General features: G+C 46.3%; 16 protein-coding genes. 12 read left to right on the top strand and 4 right to left on the bottom strand.

The window, feature by feature from the left end:
- Nucleotides 1–37: 37 nt before the first annotated feature.
- Genes ACG1BZ_RS15560 through ACG1BZ_RS15550 form a run of 3 tightly spaced genes read right to left on the bottom strand, consistent with a single transcriptional unit; the run spans nucleotide 38 to nucleotide 1,234 of the window.
- Nucleotides 38–472: a DUF6691 family protein gene (locus ACG1BZ_RS15560; protein ID WP_413662618.1), complete on the bottom strand. Its 435-nt coding sequence runs from the start codon at nucleotides 470–472 to the stop codon at nucleotides 38–40.
- Nucleotides 472–915: a YeeE/YedE family protein gene (locus ACG1BZ_RS15555; RefSeq protein WP_413662617.1), complete on the bottom strand. Its 444-nt coding sequence runs from the start codon at nucleotides 913–915 to the stop codon at nucleotides 472–474. Before ACG1BZ_RS15555 ends, ACG1BZ_RS15560 begins: the two co-directional genes overlap by 1 nt.
- Before the next feature lie 4 nt (nucleotides 916–919).
- Nucleotides 920–1,234, bottom strand: a complete 315-nt coding sequence (locus ACG1BZ_RS15550; protein ID WP_282932131.1) for an ArsR/SmtB family transcription factor — start codon at nucleotides 1,232–1,234, stop codon at nucleotides 920–922.
- A gap of 92 nt (nucleotides 1,235–1,326) precedes the next feature.
- On the opposite strand from ACG1BZ_RS15550, the gene ACG1BZ_RS15545 reads away from it, so the two are divergent.
- The 3 genes from ACG1BZ_RS15545 (at nucleotide 1,327) to ACG1BZ_RS15535 (ending at nucleotide 4,505) form a co-directional block, all read left to right on the top strand.
- Nucleotides 1,327–2,205 (top strand): MBL fold metallo-hydrolase, encoded by an 879-nt coding sequence (locus ACG1BZ_RS15545; protein WP_413662616.1) that lies wholly within the window; start codon nucleotides 1,327–1,329, stop codon nucleotides 2,203–2,205.
- A gap of 55 nt (nucleotides 2,206–2,260) precedes the next feature.
- On the top strand, nucleotides 2,261–2,674 hold the full coding sequence (locus ACG1BZ_RS15540) for a TIGR01244 family sulfur transferase (RefSeq protein ID WP_413662615.1): 414 nt from the start codon (nucleotides 2,261–2,263) through the stop codon (nucleotides 2,672–2,674).
- A 91-nt stretch (nucleotides 2,675–2,765) separates the two neighbouring features.
- Nucleotides 2,766–4,505: a SulP family inorganic anion transporter gene (locus ACG1BZ_RS15535; RefSeq protein WP_413662614.1), complete on the top strand. Its 1,740-nt coding sequence runs from the start codon at nucleotides 2,766–2,768 to the stop codon at nucleotides 4,503–4,505.
- Nucleotides 4,506–4,653: 148 nt separating this feature from the next.
- Here ACG1BZ_RS15535 and ACG1BZ_RS15530 read toward each other — a convergent pair whose 3' ends face one another.
- The gene (locus tag ACG1BZ_RS15530) at nucleotides 4,654–5,604 is read right to left on the bottom strand and encodes an IS630 family transposase (protein WP_413662613.1); all 951 of its coding nucleotides are present in this window, start codon (nucleotides 5,602–5,604) and stop codon (nucleotides 4,654–4,656) included.
- Between the two features lie 291 nt (nucleotides 5,605–5,895).
- On the opposite strand from ACG1BZ_RS15530, the gene ACG1BZ_RS15525 reads away from it, so the two are divergent.
- From ACG1BZ_RS15525 to ACG1BZ_RS15485, 9 genes are all read left to right on the top strand, one after another.
- Nucleotides 5,896–14,451, top strand: a complete 8,556-nt coding sequence (locus ACG1BZ_RS15525) for an RHS repeat-associated core domain-containing protein (RefSeq protein ID WP_413662612.1) — start codon at nucleotides 5,896–5,898, stop codon at nucleotides 14,449–14,451.
- Between the two features lie 519 nt (nucleotides 14,452–14,970).
- The gene (locus tag ACG1BZ_RS15520; RefSeq protein ID WP_413662611.1) at nucleotides 14,971–15,348 is read left to right on the top strand and encodes a hypothetical protein; all 378 of its coding nucleotides are present in this window, start codon (nucleotides 14,971–14,973) and stop codon (nucleotides 15,346–15,348) included.
- A 396-nt stretch (nucleotides 15,349–15,744) separates the two neighbouring features.
- A complete protein-coding gene (locus ACG1BZ_RS15515) occupies nucleotides 15,745–16,116 on the top strand; it encodes a carboxypeptidase-like regulatory domain-containing protein (RefSeq protein ID WP_413662610.1) in 372 nt (123 codons plus the stop codon).
- 62 nt (nucleotides 16,117–16,178) lie between these two features.
- The gene (locus ACG1BZ_RS15510) at nucleotides 16,179–16,751 is read left to right on the top strand and encodes a DUF1308 domain-containing protein (RefSeq protein WP_413662609.1); all 573 of its coding nucleotides are present in this window, start codon (nucleotides 16,179–16,181) and stop codon (nucleotides 16,749–16,751) included.
- 62 nt (nucleotides 16,752–16,813) lie between these two features.
- A complete protein-coding gene (locus ACG1BZ_RS15505) occupies nucleotides 16,814–17,209 on the top strand; it encodes a DUF6210 family protein (protein WP_413662608.1) in 396 nt (131 codons plus the stop codon).
- 526 nt (nucleotides 17,210–17,735) lie between these two features.
- Nucleotides 17,736–18,149 (top strand): hypothetical protein, encoded by a 414-nt coding sequence (locus tag ACG1BZ_RS15500; protein WP_413662607.1) that lies wholly within the window; start codon nucleotides 17,736–17,738, stop codon nucleotides 18,147–18,149.
- A 174-nt stretch (nucleotides 18,150–18,323) separates the two neighbouring features.
- Complete coding sequence (locus tag ACG1BZ_RS15495; RefSeq protein WP_413662606.1) at nucleotides 18,324–18,950, top strand: hypothetical protein; 627 nt, start codon at nucleotides 18,324–18,326, stop codon at nucleotides 18,948–18,950.
- 558 nt (nucleotides 18,951–19,508) lie between these two features.
- Nucleotides 19,509–19,997 carry a hypothetical protein gene (locus ACG1BZ_RS15490; protein ID WP_413662605.1) on the top strand — a complete coding sequence of 163 codons (489 nt, stop codon included), beginning with the start codon at nucleotides 19,509–19,511 and terminating at the stop codon, nucleotides 19,995–19,997.
- Nucleotides 19,998–20,354: 357 nt separating this feature from the next.
- Nucleotides 20,355–20,897, top strand: a complete 543-nt coding sequence (locus tag ACG1BZ_RS15485) for a hypothetical protein (protein WP_413662604.1) — start codon at nucleotides 20,355–20,357, stop codon at nucleotides 20,895–20,897.
- Nucleotides 20,898–21,101: the final 204 nt, after the last annotated feature.

Below are 21,101 nucleotides of genomic sequence, written 5' to 3'. Positions count from 1 at the left end.
AGACGGCGGCTGCCTCACCGTAGTGCTTGGGCGCAAGTTACTCCACTGCGGCAGTGCGCTTGATTCCGAAGAGTTGGAATATCCCCATACCCGTGAGCATGGCGAGCATAAAAATTACCGCTTTAAGTTGTCCTGCCCCAGTAGCGACAATCGCCGGTCCGGGGCAAAAACCCGCCAGTCCCCAGCCGGCGCCAAATAGAAGGCTGCCCAATACCAATCGGCGATCAACCTGGTTACTTGCCGGCAGGTGAAGCGGTTGCTTCCAGATAGACTGTCCCCGCCGTCTGATGAAATGGAATAGTGGCAGACCCACAACGATAGCGCCAAACATCACCAGTCCCAGAGAGGGGTCCCAGGCGCCGGCTAAATCGAGGAAGCCGATGACTTTCTCCGGGTTGGCCATACCGGAGAGCAATAAACCCAGGCCGAAAGTGAGCCCGGCCAAAAGTGCGCTGATATTGGTTTTCATCATCATTGCCCCAGCTGGCCGATCAGGAGGTGTCGCATTAGAAATACGGTTGCGAAGCCCGCGGCCATAAATATCAGGGTGGCGGTTAGCGAGCGAGTGGAGAGTCGGGACAAGCCGCAAACACCATGGCCACTGGTACAACCGGAAGCCATCCGCGTGCCCAGGCCCACCAGTAATCCCGCTGCAATTAAGGTGGGATAACCTGCCTGGATATCAATGTCGGGCACTGTTGCAAAGATTTTCCAGGCAAGAGGGCTTATCAATAGTCCCCCGATAAAGGCCAGGCGCCATAGGGAGCCCTGGATTTGGTCAAGCAGTCCGCCAATGATGCCGGAGATACCTGCGATACGACCGTTAAAGGCGAGTAAAGCGGCACTGGCGAGGCCAATCAGCAGCCCCCCGGCGAGTGCAGTGCCCGGGGTGAAAGCGGTCCAATCGATGGTCATGGGATTACTCCGCACAGTAGAGCTGGTAAAGGGTTTGCAGCAGGGCGAGTACTCGCGGGTCTGCAACCCGGTAGAAGACGTTTTTTCCCTCGCGGCGTGTTTCGACCAGGCCTTCGCGACGGAGGACCCCCAGTTGTTGGGACAGGCTTGGCTGATGAATACCCAGGCGCTCTTCCAATTCGCCTACATTTAACTCTTCCTGGCTGAGCTGACATAGAAGTAGCAAGCGGTCCTGATTGGCCAGGGAGCGCAGCATCGCTGCCGCCTGGCCAGCGGAATCGCGCATTTTGTTGAGATCGAGATGTTCAGTATCAGGCATAGGAACTAAATCAATTTACACAATTACAATATATTGTTTTATATAATATCACATTGTATATTGTTGGTGTAGTGAATACGGGAGAGCAGAAGATGGCTCATGAAGAACACTGTGCCCGAGTACAGCCGTTCCTGGATCGGGATACAGAAACCTGGAGCTATGTGGTGTACGACAGGGAAGGGGGTTCCGCTGCTATTGTGGACTCTGTGCTGAATTTTGATTCAGCCTCGGGTCGCACCAGTAGCCGAGGTGCTGAGGAGCTGGTGTCATTTATTCAAGAGAAAGACCTGACTCTGGAGTGGATACTGGAGACTCATGCCCATGCTGACCACTTATCAGCGGCACCGTTTTTACGCCAGCAATTGGGTGGACGTATCGGGATCGGTGAACACATTTGCCAGGTGCAGAAAATCTTCCGCGATGTATTTAACCTTGAGCGGGAATTCCTGGCAGATGGTAGTCAGTTTGATCATCTCTTTAAGGATGGTGAAACTTTCCAGGTCGGTAAGCTGACAGCGAAAGTGATTTACAGTCCCGGCCACACCCCCGCAGATATGGCCTGGCTAATCGGCGATGCGCTTTTTGTTGGCGATACCTTATTTATGCCGGATGTTGGCAGTGCGCGATGTGACTTCCCCGGCGGCGATGCGTCAGAGCTGTATCGCTCAGTGCGTAAGATCTTGTCCCTTCCCGACCAAACCCGCATGTTTATGTGTCACGACTACCCGCCTAAAGGTAAGCGGGGCTATCAGTGTGAGACCAGCGTGGGAGAGCAACGCAGGGAGAATATTCATTTGCGCGATGGGGTTGCCGAGGAGGATTTTGTCGTGGTGCGCCGCAAGCGCGATGCCACTTTATCTGTGCCGCGGCTGATAGTACCGTCTGTGCAGGTGAATATTCGTGCGGGGCAAATGCCCCCGGCAGAATCGAATGGTACGGTTTATTTGAAAGTACCGCTTAATCAGCTTTAGACGAAATTATTGATCGATATATTTATTCAGTTGAATGCATAGAACTGAGGTGACAATGAATATTAAACAATTAGATGAACAGGTGAGCGTTTCTGAGCATATAGCCTGTGAAAGTATGGTCCCATTGGCTCAGAGTGGGGTGCAAGTTGTGGTATGCAATTGCCCGGAAGGTGAGAGTGAGACTCACCCTTCCTATGTGGAAATGGAGCAGGCCGCATTAGCGGTGGGCATTAAATTTGTGGCTATACCTTTTACTCGCGGACATATGATGCGAAATCACTGCGAGGCATTTCGTGATGTTTTGCAGGACGGAGACAAAGTGCACGCGTTTTGCCGGACGGGAAATCGTTCCAGCCAGGTATGGGCCGGTGCCAAGATCCTGATGGGGGCAGATAAAAAGCAGCTCAATTCCCAGGCCCAGGCCGCAGGATTTGATATTGGCGCTGTGCTGATATCGATTGAACCCTAGCTCTAAAGTGCAGCACTTTCGGTGCTGCAATTCAAACCCTTCTTCTAAGGCGATAGAACTCAGGCCGTAAGGCCAGAGCGGAAAACAGATCATGGCGATGCAGCATCTCACCAGATGGTTTCCCATTCTGGCTACTATTCACTCCTATAATCGGCAGCTGCTAACCCAGGACCTACTGGCGGCCTCAATTGTTACCGTGCTCCTTATTCCCCAGTCCCTTGCTTACGCTTTGCTTGCCGGATTGCCACCTGAGGTGGGCCTCTATGCGAGTATTGTTCCGCTGCTAGTCTATGGCTTGTTAGGCAGCAGTCGAACACTATCCGTAGGACCTGTAGCGGTAATCTCCTTAATGAGCGCCGCTACTCTTGGAAAGGTAACAGCGAGCGGTGAGGTAGACTACCTCACTGCAGCAGCGGTATTGGCGCTCTTGTCCGGGGGAATTCTCATCGTATTAGGTATATTAAAGTTAGGTTTTCTCGCTAACTTTTTATCACACCCGGTAATCTCCGGCTTTATAACTGCTTCTGCGTTATTAATTGCACTTAATCAGGTTACCCAATTGCTGGGGCTATCGGTACATGGAGATACAATATTAGAGCTGTTGCCTAGCTTGTTCGAAAACTTGGGTGGCTATAATCAGTTGGCCTTGTTAGTCGGTTTGGGGGTGGTGCTATTTCTATACCTATCTAGAGCTTGTGCGGCAAAACTATTGCAAAGATTAGGAATCACAGCTGATACCGCTAATCTTCTGTCTAAGTCAGCCCCCGCAGTAGCAGTGCTGATAACCGTGTACTTCTCATATACTTTTAACCTAGAAGCATGGGGAGTAGCCCTTGTTGGCAGTGTTCCTTCGGGGCTGCCTCAATTTAGCTTGCCAAAGCTGTCGGTTTCCCTATTTGAGACACTTGCGTTACCTGCGCTAATGATTGCTATCATCGGCTATGTAGAATCGATATCCGTGGCAAAGACTTTAGCCGCAAAACGTAGACAAAGAATTGATTCCAACCAAGAACTGGTGGCTTTAGGGTTTGCGAATGTTGGGGCAGGTTTTTCTGGTGGATTTCCGGTAAGTGGTGGCTTCTCACGCTCAGTTGTAAATGCTGACGCGGGAGCACAAACACAGTTTGCCAGCCTATTTGCCGCAATAGGCATTGGATTCACGGCTCTTTTTCTAACGTCACCACTATATTTTCTTCCGAAAGCTACTCTCGCTGCCACTATTATTGTTGCAGTACTTTCACTGGTAGATTTTTCTATCTTGCGCAAAACTTGGCAATTTTCCAAGGCAGATTTTCTTGCTGTAGCGGTGACAATCTTCGTTACTCTATTATTTGGCGTTGAGTCGGGCGTGCTCTGTGGAGTGGGTGCATCGCTATTATTATTTATTTGGCGCGCATCAAAGCCTCATATTGCAGAGGTAGGATTAATCGAAGGCACTGAGCATTTCCGCAATATAGATCGACACCCAGTTAAAACTGCTTCTGAGATTCTTACTTTTAGAGTAGATGGCCGTCTGATGTTCTCTAATATAAGTACATTGGAAGAGCGTATTTATACCCGTCTAGCAGGTAATTCCAAGGTCAAGAATATTATATTGATGTGTAGTGCCGTTAATGAAATTGATTGGAGTGCCTTGGAAGTACTGGAAAGTATAAACAGTATCTTACTTAATAGAGGTGTTCGACTTCATCTTTCTGAAGTTAAAGGTCCGGTGATGGATCGTTTGGAGAGGAGTAGTTTTCTGCAGGTGCTGTCTGGTCAGGTTTTTTTGACCCAGTATCAAGCTTTTTCTTCGGTTTCAATTGTTAATGATAGTGCTGAATCGACCTAAATATTTTTTTTAAAAAAATATCTGATCCGAGCTTCTTTGGGATTGTTTTAAATGTTTGGATGGAGGTTACTACCTAGACAGCAGCAAAGAATACAGTCGACTCTTGAAAAAATGATTTTACAAGTTTTCTATTTTTCTTGATACTCTGCTAATCTGCATTTGCACGACTCATTAGTGTCTCACCTTTTTTCAGCGGCTTCTTTGAGGTCCCTATATTTCTCATACGATTCCAGACCAACTCATCTGGATTTAGGTCTGGTGCATATGGCGGTAAGAATACCATTTCAAGCTTGCCATCCTGTGAACCGACATACTCCAATACCTTTTTCGATTTGTGTACTGGGTGCCCATCAACAATGAGAATCACTGGTCTTTTCTGACTTCTCTGGAAATTTTTGAAGCATTCTACGCACTTTTCTGCCGTGAACTTTTCACTATAAATATGATACCAGAAGCCACCTCTGTTCGATAAAGCTGAGATCGCATTGATTGACTGTCTTTGACCACTCGTTTTTACCACTGGAGTTTTTCCTTTTTCTTCCCATGTCCTTTGGAGTGGATCGTCTGATCTGATACTAGCCTCGTCCAGCCAAAATATTTCTGCCCCAGTTTTTTTCGCATAAGATTTAATCTTTGGGTAGACTTCCTTTACCCATTTATTCACCACCTTCTCATCTCTCTCGTAAGCTCTTCGTAGAGGCTTTTGTGGCGTCAGGCCCAGTCGATATAGAAGTGTGCCGACACTAGAAACGCTAAGTTCAATCTTGAATCTCTCAAAAATCAAATCCGATACGAGCTGACGTGTCCGCAACCCGAAGTCAAAGCCATATTGCCTTGGATCGCTACTAATAATCCATCTCTTGACTTCCTCTCCTTCAATAGCTGACAGTTTTCTACCGCGTCCAGGTCTAATTTTTGGAGATAGCGCTTCAATACCTTTCTCCCGAGCAGTCCTTAACCATGGGAAAATAGTTCTGCTCCCCAACCCTAAGCTACGACTAACCTCCGCCGCAGATTCTCCATCAAATACTCGCTGAACAGCAATTTTACGTATGAGGTGCTGCTCCTCAGTACTAAGTTTTCTTGCATCGTATTTCATGCAGTTTATATTACCAGAGTGTACTGATTATTTCTGCCCCGCTAGTAAGTTGATCTCCTTAATTGTTTTATCTGTACCAGTTATTCATGTTTTCTGATGATATGTATTTTAATTGATTTCTGTGGTTAGGCTCATCTTTATATCTTGCAAAAGTTTAAATCTAGCTTATATATGAAATGCACAATAGGCAGGTTTTTAGATGGTTCGTTATTTATTTTAAGTTGCTCCAAGTGAATATTTCCTTAGAATGCCGATTAAATAATTTTATTTATATTGGGTCTTGGCGGAGTTATGAAGCTTCTAGTGGGAGTCCTTTTAGCCATTTCATTTTTTTCGGTTAATGCAAATGCAGTTACATCGCCATCAATTGATAAGGATGGGCAATTTACTGTCAGTTGGATTTTGCCGCTTGGTCATGAGGATCCAGTTGTACGAGAGTACAAGAATGGTGTATTTCTGGGAACAACGTCAGTAGGGCCGGTAGGGCCGACCCAAACCTCCGTAACTGTTTCGGGTCGATCTGATGGAATTTGGAAATACTCGATTGCTGCGCATAGCACTATTGGCGATGGAGGGCTTCCTCAGCCTTTACCGGAGCCAGGCCAGCCTGATTCCTCCTCTACGGGAATTGTTACCCTGGGGACCACCACTACAGAAGTTTTACTTTCACCGGGTGTGCCCGGTGGTTTTACTGCACCTACCTCGGTACAAGAGGGTTCCTACCAAATTTCGTGGAGCAACGCTTCTGGTTCTGTAGACAGGTACGAGTTACAAGAGAAAAAGAATAATGGTGGTTGGGCCCGTGTCAGCAACTCATCAAGTAAATCAGTAAACATCAGTGGGCGTGATAATGGTATTTACCAGTATCGGGCCAGAGCTTGTAATGACAGTGCATTTTCTAGTGCAATTTCTTGTGGTAGTTGGACAGGTATAAAGACCGTTACTGTTATTTTCCGGCCATCATCAATCGCAACACCTGCAAGCGATAACAATGGAGTCTATAGCATCAGCTGGCAATCTGTTAGTGGTGTTGAAGAGTATGAGCTGCGAGAAAAGCTCAATAACGATAGTTATAAAACAATATACACGGGGAGTGCTACAGAAATCACCCTCTCTGGAAAAGTTACCGGAAAATACCAATATGCCGTAAGGGCAAAGCTTGCAGGTAAGTATAGTGCCTGGCGATATTCCGGGGGCTTTTATGTCAGTGTGCGGCCGGGATCCATAACATTTCCCTCGGGAGTTGATACCGATGGTAGTTTCTCGATTAGCTGGGATAATGTCTCCGGAGCTAACAACTATATTCTCGAGCAGCAAAAAAATGGCGGTAGCTGGGTGAGTCTGGATACAGGTTCTGATAACTCCCATACCGTATCAGGGTTGCAAACAGCTACTTATGCATATCGAGTAGCAACTGTTATTGAAGGCATACATAGTGAATACCGCAACTCGGGTAGTAAAGTCGTTATTCTAACTCCTGAATCAATTACTGTGCCGTCAGAAGATAATGATGGAAAATTCGCAGTGGAGTGGGCGGCAGTAGCTGCAGCCAGTGATTATGAGCTTCAACAGCAGGTTAATGGCGGTAGTTGGTCGACCCTCGCGAATTTACAAGAAACCTCAAGAGAGCTGACATTAAGTACTTCGGGTAGCTATAAGTACCGGGTTCGAGCCAAGCTAGGTGGAAGTGTTGGAGCTTGGAGAACCTCTGCAAGTGCTGTGGTCTCCATTATCCCCGCAAGTATCACTATCACAGAGGTAGATAAGTCTGCGGGGAAATTGAAAATTTCCTGGGGAGAAGTGCCTGGAGCTGATGAATATATACTAGAGCAAAGCAAGGGAAATGGTGCTTGGGTAGAGACTTGCAGGATCGTTGGGACAGCTTGTGATCTCTCCGGTTTACTTACTGGGGAATATTCATATCGGGTAGCCGGTATAAAGGGTGGCTTGCTGAGTGGCTTTAGAACATCCACCGTTGTTGTTATTCGTGGTGTAGAGCAGCTTTTGGTTCCCTCAGAGGTTTCTGGTAATAGCTTTTCAATTGACTGGAGTGCAGTTGATGGTGCTGATAGCTATGAACTTGAGGAGCGGTTTGAGTCTGGCAGCTGGGCAACAATTTACAAAGGGTCGAACCTTACTCAATTTATTTCCGTCTCTCTTGGCGGGACTTATCAATATCGAGTACGTGCAACATTGGCAAATAGTCAGGGAGCTTGGACTACTTCTAATGGAGTAGAGGTTATTGGCAGTACTAATCCAAGTGATCCAGAATGGGCTCAAGGCTTGGTTGAAGGTATTACACCACTTGATAGCGCCTATATTGAAGCAAGCCCCAAGACTCATAATGCTGGGGTTGGCACAATGGAGGGTAGTGGCTCTGTTTCCGGAGGAGCTGCGTCATACAATATTCCAATTCAACTCCCACCTGGTCGTAATGAAATACAGCCAAGTGTGAGCGTTAACTTTAGCAGCCGAGCAGGCAACAACCTTCTTGGGGTTGGGTGGTCTATTAATGCGACCTCAAAAATTTCTAGGTGCCCTGAATCTCTGGCAATTGACGGGGTAAAGGGGGTTGTAAATTACGATTCAGATAGTGATAAGCTGTGTTTGGATGGTGAACGTTTAATCGCAGTATCCGGAGTTTATGGCCAGTCTGGAGCTACCTATCGGTCGTTGATAGATACTTTTGCCAGAATTACACAAACCGGTGATATCAATGGTGCTTCAACTTACTTTAAGGTGGAGTATAAGAATGGCCGGATAGCCTATTACGGCTCAACCTCAGATTCTCGTCACTCTCACGGTGGTAAAAGCCAGATTTACAGCTGGGCTTTAGCCAAGGTAGAAGACCGTACTATTATTTCTAATTCAATTCACTATGAATATTCTAATTTTTCTCATGGTGAGCACCTATTAACGGATATCTATTACTCTGGGGAGGGGGATTCACAGGGAGATAGAAGGGTTCATTTTGAATATGAAGCTCGCCCTGATATATCTTCGATGTATCTCGCAGGTGGACTTACGCGTTCAACTCAGCGTCTAATAAGTATTGATACCCGTATTTCCAGTAGTGTTATTAGAAGTTATCACTTTTCTTATCATCTAAGTGATGCCTCTGCTCGCAGCCTGCTAAATAAAATTGAAGAGTGTAATTCAAGTGGAGAGTGCTTTCCCGCCAGCACTTTAGGCTGGAATGAGAATTCTCCCACTTTTACCCTTGAAAAAGTGGGGTATTTGAATAGTAGTGGTAGTTTGTCGCCACAATTACAGCACTTAAATCGAGTATTGTCCTTAAACTCAAGAGGTGATGTCGATGGAGATGGTGTTGTTGATTGGCCACTTTGGCGACATGATGCTGAAGGTGTATTTAGAAGCTCTGAAGAGTATGCGGGTGATTTTTGTAGCAGTAACCCACTGACTCATAGGATGTATTGCCTGATTTCAGATTTCGATCGGGATGGCAAAACTGATATGTGGCAAATAAATTCTGGAAAACTACAAATCAGTTATGAAAATAGTAATGGCAACAGGTCTTGGCTGAGCACAGATATCTCCTTCGATTTAACCGATGTAGAGTTAATCCGCAGTTTTGGGGATTTTAATGGAGATAACTGGCCAGATGTTATTGTAGAGCGCGGTAGCCTCGATGGTTCGGGATACTTGCAATTGTACTTACATTCTGGAGAAGTCAGCAGGCCATTTTCTACCGCGCCTGTCAGAGTTTACGATTTTGAAACTTTCAATGCTGGCGCGCCGATAGGTGAATTTAGAACCAGTGAAGTGCAATTTATTGGTGATGTCGATGGAAACGGCTCCGAGGACTTTATTGAGGTTGATCTTTATATTGATGCTGAAAGTCAACTCGCTACAGATCAACCAACTCCCAAAATAGTTTTTTTAGCCAAGCCGAGCTCTGTAGGAAGTTTGGCCTTTGAACAAAAAGCGCTGTTATCTAATGGTGGCGATGCTCCCTTCCAGCAGAGTCACTTTCATTACTTTATGGATGTAAATGGTGATGGACTTACTGACTGGCTCAGCTGGCAATCCTCACTTTTTATGGTTGCTGTGAACAGGGGAGATGGCACCTTTACAGATTGGCAGCCTGTGGCAGGGGCAGATATTGAAACTCGTCAATTACCGCTTGGAGAGTTTAAGGGGGACATCACATTCTTGCAATATCCCCGCTATTCTCACAGTTTTAGGCAGTTCGATTATGATGCGGATGGACGCGCTGAAATCTTGGTGCCAGGAAATTATCTTGCTGAGGCCTGTCATACAATTATTGATGATGGTGACCAAGAGGAGCGTTGTGGCACAGAGTTGTATGACCCGGTCGACCAGCAGCCAGATGGGGCTTTTTCCTGGGCATCGCTGAATACTGAATTCTTCGATGATAGTGTTTTCCAATATAAAGCTATGAAGTTTGTGGAGGATGCGAGCGGCAACTTCTCAGTGCAAATGCTGAATACCCCATTGGTGGGATCTGCTGTGGAAACGGTGGTAGTAGACGGTTTTGGCAACGGACTTAGCGACTTAGTATTTGCTTACGGTTGTAGAACTACGATGACCGATTGCACTATCCGTAATGTTACGGGTGCGATGTCTGGAAAATCTGCGGGGTTGTATATCAATCGGAATAAAGGCGCTGCAACGGGCTCTGAGCGCTATGAGCCACTGGATATGCTGGCTTCTATAGAAAACGGACTTGGGTTTAGGGATGAATGGCACTATCGCCCCTTGTCTTCCCGTGATGACCGCTACCATTCCAGTACAAAACCCTTCTATGAGCGCGGTGGCTACTTGGATAACCTGCCATCCTCAGTACAGGAAGATCACTTCGAGTTTACCTCCAGCATGTATGTGGTGGCAGAGCATCGTCAGTCCAATGGTGTTGGTGGCTTGAATAAAAAGCAGTATCGTTACAAGGGGGCTGTATTTAACAACAATGGCCGTGGTTTCCAGGGCTTCCACACCATTATTGAGGAAGACCTGGCTGCGGATATAGAATCCCAGTCTGACTTCCACCAGATATTCCCCCTGTCGGGCAAACTGCATAAGCAGCGTCAATGGGCGCTGGGAGATCGTACTGCCGATAGCAGCAGCGTCAATGCCTTTAAGGAGTCCAGTTTTGAATGGCAGTTCTGGCCTAAGGGCGGCCACTCATCCCCCGTAGAGGTGGACGCCCTCACGGATTCGTGGAGCGTCTCCGCCAATGACCCCTATTTTGTTGGCCCTAAAGAACAGAGTTCGACTTACCGCACGCTAGAAAAATCTGGCAATAGCCGTACACATTTGTACACCCAGAACCAAACCACCAGCTTTGATGCCTGGGGCAATGTACTATCAGCGGAAAACCGCTATGAGGAAGCCAATAGTTCTCATATTGTCGTATCCACCACGGATACCCAGTATACGGCTGCGGATGAGACCAACTGGTGGATCAATAAACCTTCGAAGCAGACAGTCACCAAAAAATCCATTCAAAGCCGCAATGGAGTTTCTATCGCTGCAAATACGGATGAGCAGCAATCCGTAGTGGTGGACTTCCTGCAGTGGGATAGCAACGTCCGTAAACCCAAGCAGGTAAAAACCACACCGTCTAATGGTAAATGGACTCAGGTGGATACCGTTTACAACAGTCACGGTCTGCTCACCAAGGTCACCACGTCAGCAGAAGGGGAGGCGCAAACCCGGGTAGTGGAGACCACCGCCTTTAGCGCCGATGGATACTTCCCCAAAACGGTTAAAAATGCCCTGGGTCACACGGTCACCACCGAGACCAATGCCAAGTTCGGTCAGCCGGATTCGGTCACTGATGCCAATGGTTTGACTACTGGTTACAGTTACGACGCCTTTGGCCGTGCTATTAAGGTGACGGCGCCCTCTGTACTTGGACTTAAGGCCGCACCGGATCTCTTTACCGCTTTACAGTGGTGTAATTCCGGCTGTAGTCGTGCGTCGGATGCGTTATTTAAAACCGTCCAGCAGCAGGCTGGTATGCCGGAACGAATTACCTATTACGATCAGCTCGGCCGTGTAATCCGTACAGAAATTCAAGCCTTCGACGGTAGCGACTGGATTGCACGAACCGTTACCTATAACGCACTGGGCCAGACCACCTTCGAATCGGTACCGCACTACGCCAGCAGCGGCACAAGTTATGGCACTCGCTACCCGGATTACGACACCTTCGGACGCGCCTTGCGCAAGACGGTAAACCAGACCAACGGCCAACAACTGGATGTGACCTACACCCACGAACAGGCCAGTGGATTTACTACCAGTATTCAGGTGAATGGCCGCCTGATGAGTCGCACCTACAACGGCCTGCAGCAACTGACTGAAACCATTGATGCCCTAAGCGGCACTACCCGCTATGCCTACGACGGTGCCGGCAATCCCATCGTATTGCAGGATGCCAGCGGCAATCGCATCACTGCCAAGTACAACGCCCTTGGCCAGAAGGAATGGGTGGACGATCCCAATATGGGTTCCAAATCGTTTACCTATACCGGCTTTGGTGAAGTGGAAACCGAGATAGACGGCAACCTGGATATCACCAGCTTTACCTACGACCGCCTCGGCCGCATGGACAGCCGCAGTGTCAACGGCACCGAGGAAGCCAGCTGGACTTACGACAGCGCCGCCAACGGCAAAGGCCTGCCCGCGCAGGAGAGCCGCAGCGATGCCAACTATGCGCGCAGCTATAGCTACGACGCCCTGAGCCGCCCCTACAAAGTCACTACTGCCATCGATGGTGAAGACTTTGTGACGGTCAATCACTTCGACAGCAACTATGGCCGCCTAAAAGGGCTCAGCTATCCCTCCGGGCTCACCCTCCAATACGGCTATAACAATGCCGGCTACCAATTCCGCACCAGCAATGCCGCCAGTGGTTATACTTACCGGGAAATCACCCAGATGGATGCCTGGGGCGAATGGGAGTTTGCCAATGTCGCCGCCGGCAATTACACCATCGGCCGCAGCTTCCATGCAGAAACCGGGCAGATGGCCGGCACTACTTTTGATAACTTGGTACAAAACCACCAGGGTATTGCCTACCGCTACGACAGCTTCGGCAACTTGTCCGAGCAGGTAGTGCAGCTGCCCTCAAAAACTCCGGCACTCAATGTAGAGAATCACTACTACGATGCCTTAAACCGCCTGGACTACAGCACCCGCACCGATGGCCCCAGTATCGATTACGACTACGATGCTATCGGCAACCTGCTGAAAAAAGACGACTTTGCCAGCAGCTACAGCTACACCGGCGGCAGCAATGGCGGCCCCAGTGCAGTGAAGAGCGTGAGCCTGATCAACGGCGGCACCAAGACCTACGGCTACGACCAGAACGGCAACCGCACCCATGAAAATGGTGCGCAGCAGATCTGGTACAACGCCTTTAACAAGCCCACCCGCATCAACCGCAACGGCGCCAACCTGTACTTCTACTACGGCGCTGACCAGATGCGCTACAAGCAGGTAAATCAAACCAGCGGCAAGACCACCCTGTATATCGGCAAGCTGTTCGAAAAAATTACAGGAGGCGGTGAAACCCAGTACCGCCACTTTATCGGTGATATTGCCGTACTCACTACTACTGAGAAAGGTAGTGAGATCATCCACAAGATTGGCTTCAGCCATCGTGATCGGCTGGGCTCCGCTGTTGCCGTGGGCGATGAAACCGGCAACCTAAAAGAAAGCCACAGCTTCGATCCCTTTGGAAAGCCGCGACAGGGCAATATCCTCGATAAAGATGCTGCGATCCTGGAAAGTGTCTACAGTACCCGGGGCTTTACGGATCACGAGCATCTGGACGATGTGGCATTGATCCATATGAATGGACGGGCCTATGATTATAACCTTGGGCGTTTCTTGAGTGTTGATCCGGTGATCCAGAGTCCTGGCAATAGCCAGAGCTTGAATCCCTACAGTTATATTATGAATAACCCGCTGGCAGGGACCGATCCTTCGGGTTATGAGATGGCTGATGAGGTTGACGAAGAGGAAAGCATTGAGGCGCAAGCGGTAGAGGTTGAGTATCAACAGACCGGCAGCCGGCTGACCCGAACAGCGAAAGTTACACAGACCTCAAATGGTTATACGGTTCAGATGGGCTCGACTGCACTGGGGGGTGCTTCAAGTGCGGCGGCTGCGAGCGTGACCTCGGATTTGATGGGATTGGCTAGTCGGGGGAATACAGGTGTATCTTCTACTGGTGGTGTAAGTGGGCAGAGTGGCGATGCAGGGAATACCACTACTAATCAGTCTCGGCCTGAAGGAGGTGCTGTTACTAGTTCAGATGATGGTGCACAAAAGGGGTTTATTAAACCTTCACCTCCGTACAGGGTTGCTACGTTTCCTGGAAAAGGAGGAACAGTATCCTACGTTGACCCAAACTCTCTAACAGTTTCTGTATCAGAGTGGAAGAGCTTAGATATTGTTGAAAATTTTATTTGGGGTTCGTTTAAGGGACTTGCTGTTATGCGAGGTGGCCAATTGCTTGGGCTTAGTAAAGCCTTATCAGGTGGTGCCGGTGGTACAGCGGCTACTAGTGGCGCCACGGAGAATTTATTTCTTCAAGTGCAAACTACGACATACACAGCTAATGTATCAAATTGGCATGGTCAAGTGTATTTCGGGCTGCTTGGAGGTGTTAAAGCTATTGATTTTCAGGGGCTTTCTAATACAACTCCAATGGTATTAGAAATAACTAGACAGTATCGTGTTATGTCAGGCTCTCAAGTATTGTATACCTCCAGTCCCGACACTATCTCTGCAACACGAGTTTCAAATTATATCCCTAATTCAGCTGGATTCCCTGCATATGATACTTATCGCTAAGTTTTATCATTTTCGTTTGATTTTTATTAGTATCATATTGGGGGTACTTTTTGTTTGGTCAGTGGTTCCAATTTCTTTGGAGATTCATGCGTTTTTATTTGATAGTCCAATAATGAGTCCTGATGAGATAACTAAAATAGTCCAAACCCTTTATGTTATTTTATTGCCTCTTCTGATATCGATATTTTTATATGGCATGTGGTTTACTTACAGCTCTAAAAGAATATTTTGGGAGTTGGTGTTTGAGAAATTTATATTCCATACTTGTGTTTATATTTTGGCAGCAAGCTGTGTGATCTTATATAGGAACAATTTTACCCATAGTAGTTTCAATTTAAGTTGGGATTTTGTTGGGTTTAGCTCTGCTTGTGTGTTCGTTATTTTTCAATGGTCATTTCAATCCATAAAAAATAGCGCTAAGCATGACACCTAATAGCATATGCACAAAAGCTTGACGAAGTCGACCTTTATTTTGAGCATAGCAAAGAGATTTCTCTATCAAATGAGATTCCTTCCCCAATGCCTGCTGAAACCAGAGCTGCTTTACAGTCGATATTGGATTCTCCAGTTGGGGATAAAATTAGGACTTCGGGCACTAGGATAAAATTAGCTTTGACCTTAGGAGTGGATAACATTTTTGAAGTGGTTGAAAATGTTATCTATTACCACACTGATGTGAAAGGTCATTTGAATGTGATGAAGAAATATCACCTCAATGGAGATGGCAATAGTAGTGCGACTTTAGGAAGCCTTCTTTCTCATGAGATCGGCCATGTCATAGGGGCTAATGGTAGTAGCGAGATTTGGACAGTAAGAAACTTCGAAAACCCGTATAGATTATATTATGATTTACCTGCACGCCGCTCGTATTGGAAAGAAAATGATATCATTGAATAATTACTGTATAAAAATATTTTTTTGGTGTTTTTTATTTCTATCAAGTAGCTGTGTATTGAGTGATCCATGTAGGTACTCTCAGTTAAAGAGCGAGTTTGCTAAAACTCAAAAGTTTGTCGAATATGCACCACCAATAGTTCCTAATTATGATGTACTAAAGGGGAGCCTTCGGCGTGCTTGCACGGTCCTTTCTTTCAAGGTTAATGACGCAGGAAGAGCTAGTGAATGGCAGGTAGAAGAATCTTATCCTGCAAAGGTCATGGATCGAGTCGCACTGAAGACATTGATGAAATATAAATTTAATACTCCATCTGTCGGGACGAATAGCTACAAAGGGGAAAGATTATATATCTATTTTGAGTTATCTAAGGAATAGCATTTTTAGAAATGCGATCAATGATTAATTGTGTACTTAAGATAGAATTATCCTTTTTTACTTTATGGCTTATTGCGTCCTGTGCCTCGGTAAATGCGAAATCATATGTCATCGAAGGGCAGGTTTCTTCAACCAGTGGGAGCCCGCTGAACGGATTGAGAGTTTCATTATCTAAAAAAAATGATCTTTCATATCCATCCTTCAAGGAGATTGAGAAAGCTGTGTCTGATAATAAGGGTCGTTTTTTATTTACTGTTGAACGTCGCGGAGAATATCTAGTCGAGGTATGGCATCCAAGAAAGTACGTAGTCGTTTCTGGAAGAACTGTTACCATAGATCACGAAGAAACAGTCAAATTATCTCTACAAGTTGATGAAGAGCGACTAGATTAACTGGGCAGAGTGGTAAAGGAGAAACCAATCAAGCAAGTATTGGTGGGGTTGCTTCTGCTGGTTTGGCACTAACTGCGACTGATAGTGCAGCGGGTGCAGCAGCTAGGGGAATTTTAGGGCGCATTGGCCAAGCGCTTTTTGGAACCCCTGTTGGCGCTGACGTAGTAGCAGCGATATTTCCAACCCAGATGGGTGATGGAACAAGACCTCTTCAAGGGAGATTAGATGCGGGGGGCGTGCTAGAGGAGGCTGGAGCACTTGAAGCAATTCGAAGCGCTAGAGGAGCTGTCAATTTAGATACAGGGACACTGAGGGCACTTTCGTCAGGAAACGCTGAAGTTGCCGTAGCTATTTATGCTGCAATTGGCGATAAACATATGTTGGTGACTCAGGCGGCTTTTAGCGAGCTTGTTTCTTCTGTTGCCAGGGATGGAAATGAATCTACGATTTTGGCTGCGGCAGCAGTCTTGTCTCAAACCTCCCTCATTCCAAACCTTCCATCTGCCCGAGTAATGTCTATGCAAACAACCAGAAGTGTTGGGGCAATGGATAAGCTTATCTTTGGAACTGGGGATGCGTTGCGAGTTGCAACTTTTTCATCAGATGCAAAATTTGTAAGAGGGGCAGCATCTTAAGGGATTGCTCTTGATGTGTTTTTGCATCCTCCTGCATCATTTTAGAATAGGAGTCACAGTCTATGGGCGATGTAACTAGGAGGGTATCTCTATGGGATATGGCCGGTTGCGCTCTGATAATTTTGGAAAAAACTGGCGTTGTCTATTTTAATCAGGTTGGTGGTACTGCCTGCTTGTCAGAGGAGGCTGAAGGGTTTTTGTGCCCTGTTAATCGCGAGGATGGTTCGTTAGAGAGCTGTTTAACTAAGCTGTTTTCCAATGTCAATAAGATTGACCCTGATGTTGTGGATGAAGAGTTTAAGAAACATGCTGAAACATCGTTTATTAGTCTTGATAAAAAGGTGCTCGGAAAATCATGTGAGTCGTGGTTGTATGTGAATATCACCCCTGGCTTAAGCGACCTTCTTTCTGGAGTGAATAGCGTTAATGCTATCTTGACTTGGCCTAATAGCGATTAGCTGTTGGTTTGATCCCATCTTGTATTTTTATCCCACAAAGCCCCGGCAGAGTAATCTGCCGGGGCTTTGTCATATCTGGCGGAGTGTGTCAGTGACTAGCCTGCTGAATCACAGTCTCTAGCATCTCACTGACAAACTTCTGCTTGGCCTTGGGCAGTAGGGCTACCTGTTCAACCTGCCGTAGCAGCTTCGGCGAATCCGCACCGCCGTTTTAGCTGGCAACCAGGAGGGGGGCAAGCGCCCCTTCGCTTTAGCTGCTTGCAGCGGCCGGTATCGTCGGCGGTGCGGCAAAGTTAAGCGAAAAAGTGCCTTGGGGGTTGTGACCTGTTAATCTGGGGTTCGCCTTGGCGCGAGTGCTCTTTAAGTCTTTGATTGCATTGGGGTTGTAGCGAAAATAGCGGCGGGTTCGCGTCGGAACAACTCTTCTGGGCAGAGTGGTAGTGCAATGGGGGAGGCTCCCGGCTTGTATCATGTTCAATGGAACTCAGAGCGTGAGTCTTGGGAACGCACTGGACAGGTAAGCCAAGTGGATACTGAATACGCTGCTATCAATGGGATGCTTAACGAGCTTGATTATGCGACAGAATTAATGGGTGCTCATGTTCAACACGCTTTTGGTAAAGGGGTGACTGAATTTACACTGTTTCACAATCCGACTGGAGATCTGCTCGCAGACGGATGGGAATCTTTCAGAGATAAAATTGGCTGGACAACTGATGTAGCTAAACAGTTTTCAGCTGTCTTAGGCAATATCCAATCTAGGGGTAAGGGGGTTAGCTGGGTCGCCCACAGTCAAGGCGGGATAATTTTCTCTGAAGCGGTGAGATATAACGGTGGTAACCTTTCTAACCTGAGAGTTGCTTTCCACTCAGGTGGTAATAATAGGTGGCCAACCAGTGGGATATTGAGAAACACTGGCGTTACAAACTTAGGTTATTAAGACCGCCCTTACGACCCAGTGCCAAGTATCGGTGGATTAAACAAGCTGAATCCAATAAGGATTCTTGGTTCACTAGGGCAACTAGATAATGTAGCTTATGGTGGATCACAAAATAGCCCGCATACGTTACCTTACACTAAGGATAAATATGAAAATAGTGAAAGGAGCATCAGAGTGTCCAATATTTTAAAATTATTTATGGCGTATTTAACTTTAGTTAGCGGAGCCGTGATGGCCGAAAGCTCTAATTGGAATGAATCCAATGTAAAAATTGGAAGGCAGAGCTTTCATATCAAGCTGCCACCAAATGAAAGTAAAGACTTTCCTACCACAGAATCGCTACAGTTTGTAAACTTGACTGATGAAAGGCTGGATGTTGGTGCCCAATCAATAACTGCCATTAAGAAGTATTGGGATTTTAGTGGCGGACTATTACAAGGGGTTCAGGGGGCATTGAATATAAAGGTGAGAGTGAGGAAGGTTCCATCAAGTTTTGAAGGCAGCATCTTCAATGATGCAGACTTAGAGATGTTATTGATGGAAAGGATAAGTAATTCGGGGGTTGACCTTCCATCTCAATGTGTCTACGAAACCATTAACGGTGCCAAATGGATCTCATATAAGCTTACGGGTAACCTGAATTCTACTGATTACGTATTCCCATTAACTGAGAATATCTATATTCAAGTGCAGGCTGATTTTATTACCAACAGTAAAGAAATTAACCCAAAGTGGCTTAACAAAGCACAAAAAATGCTGGTAGATATAGCTTCATCAATGGTGGTAGTCAAAAACGATTGATAAAACGGTAATGGGTAGAGTGGTAAATCTTCTGAAGGTGATACATTTTCCGAGCCACCTGAAATCTCCAATGAGGTAGAGTGGAACAGTATAGTTGCGGAACATATACGGGTTGAGACAAAAGAAAATCGTACCCTAATCGAATTAAATGTCGACCCAGTAAGCCTTTTGAATCCAAATGAGCCTGAATCAGTTTTTGTTGAAACTTTGGAGCGGATATCTAAAGGGTGGAATGTTACTAGGGTGGATGAGAGTGGTCATCAATATACAATGAAGCTAGATTTCAAAGAAGGTGGTGCCGTATATTATGTTACTCAAGGAATGAGATTTCAGGGGCCGCCTGGCATAGCTACTGGTGCACCTGATGGTGTATTTGTGATTAGGTACTCAAAGGATAAGTTTTGGCGCTACCCGACAACCCCAGCACATGAATTTGGGCACTACCTAGGGTTCAGACATCAGCCGAACCCCACAAATTCCATAATGAGTTACAGCGAAGGTCGCCACGTTAAAGCAAGTGACTTATCGCGACTAGCTAATGCATATAAGCAATAAACAATGATTAATAAAATTTTTTTTAGTGTAATCTTGGTCTTAAGTTCTGTTTTTGCTCAGAGTGACGAAGTGGTAAATCAATTTGATAAAAAAGAGTTTATTTCTCACTTAAATGAGGATATGGATAGGTTGTATAGTTTGTCTCAATCAAAGACGTACGACAAAAATTCTTCGTGTAAAGAAGCTGAGATACTGCGTAAATATCTTTTGAAAGACCCTGTTGTAGAAGCGAATAATGCAATAGATAAAGGTGAGCTAAAATACTTGGTTGTCAGTGGACCGCAGTTAGAGATAGTTGCGGATGGGATGCCAGAGACGATAAGTCGGCAGTTAATAAATAGTGGAAAATTTGAAGTTATTGAGGGAGTTGCCGATAGTGTCTCTTGTGGTGAACAGCTTTATCTAACGAGATATACTCATTGGTATATCTATGTATATAACTCGGTTTTGTATATTAATTCTGTGAGTGCTATTCAAGATACACGCAGATAGGGAGATATGAAACACACTCGGGATATCCGGTGCACAGAGATATACCGGAAAAAAGGAAAGACTTGGGCTTTCTTCAAATAGTAATCTTACTGAACCGAAAGAAAGCCCCGGTAGAGCAATCTGCCGGGGCTTTTATTATTATCCGGTACGTGTCTAGCGCCGGGCCTCATACTTCACAATCTGCCTTCCAGCAGCTCGCGGATAATCAAGCGAAGAAGTGCCTTGGGGGTTGTGACCTGATAATCTGGTGTTCGCCTTGGTGCGAGTGCTCTTTAACTCTTTGATTGCATTGGGGTTGTAGCGGAGATAGCGACGGGTTCGCGTCGGAACAACTCTTCTGGCCAGAGTGGCGATAGTTTGTCTGTCGGAGCGAAAAATTCAAGAACTCCACTGGCGAAACAAAAGAGTGGGTACGGTTGGACAGAAATAGACGGCCACCATGTTGCATATTTTGGTGAAGATGTAGTTTCTGATGGGATTGCTGACTTAAAAGCTATAAATGATTTACGCAGCTTGCCGTATCGGAGTGGTGAGGAATTACTGGTTTATAGACTAGATTCAGATGGAGAGCCATATATATCAACAGTGCTCAGCTCTGATGGTGATCAGGTCGACGGAAATGTCTCTAGCTCAGACCCGATGATAGCAATTGCTCATACCCATCCCTTATATTCACGAAGAGATATAGGTCGTTCATATAGAACTCAAAATAGGTTGAATGAAAATCTCGGTCCGGGAGATCACCACAACATTATTAGCAATCAAAAGCCAAATTATTTACGGACCCCGTCGGGTATTATAAAAGTATTGGAAGCAAGATCTGGGAGAATAACTGTGAGAACACTTACTGGTGATGAAGCAGGTAATATTGAACTTTGGGTTAGGCGCAGAGATCAGTAGGGCGAGGCAGAGAATGAAAATTTTTTATTTAATATCATTTTTATCCTTAGTCTCAGTTAGTTTTTTTCGCAGGAAATGCGTGCCAGATCTCCAGATGATCGAATATTATTAATTAATACATGGGTAAACCACCGCCTCTGGCGGTGAGACTTGACAAGGCTCTGCCGTTCCGGCGTGCAGAGTAAAAATATGGCGTCCATGAAC

The sequence above is a fragment of the Microbulbifer sp. CNSA002 genome (assembly GCF_047324085.1).
Classification (GTDB): Bacteria; Pseudomonadota; Gammaproteobacteria; order Pseudomonadales; family Cellvibrionaceae; genus Microbulbifer.
This window is presented reverse-complemented; position numbering and strand designations above follow the sequence as displayed.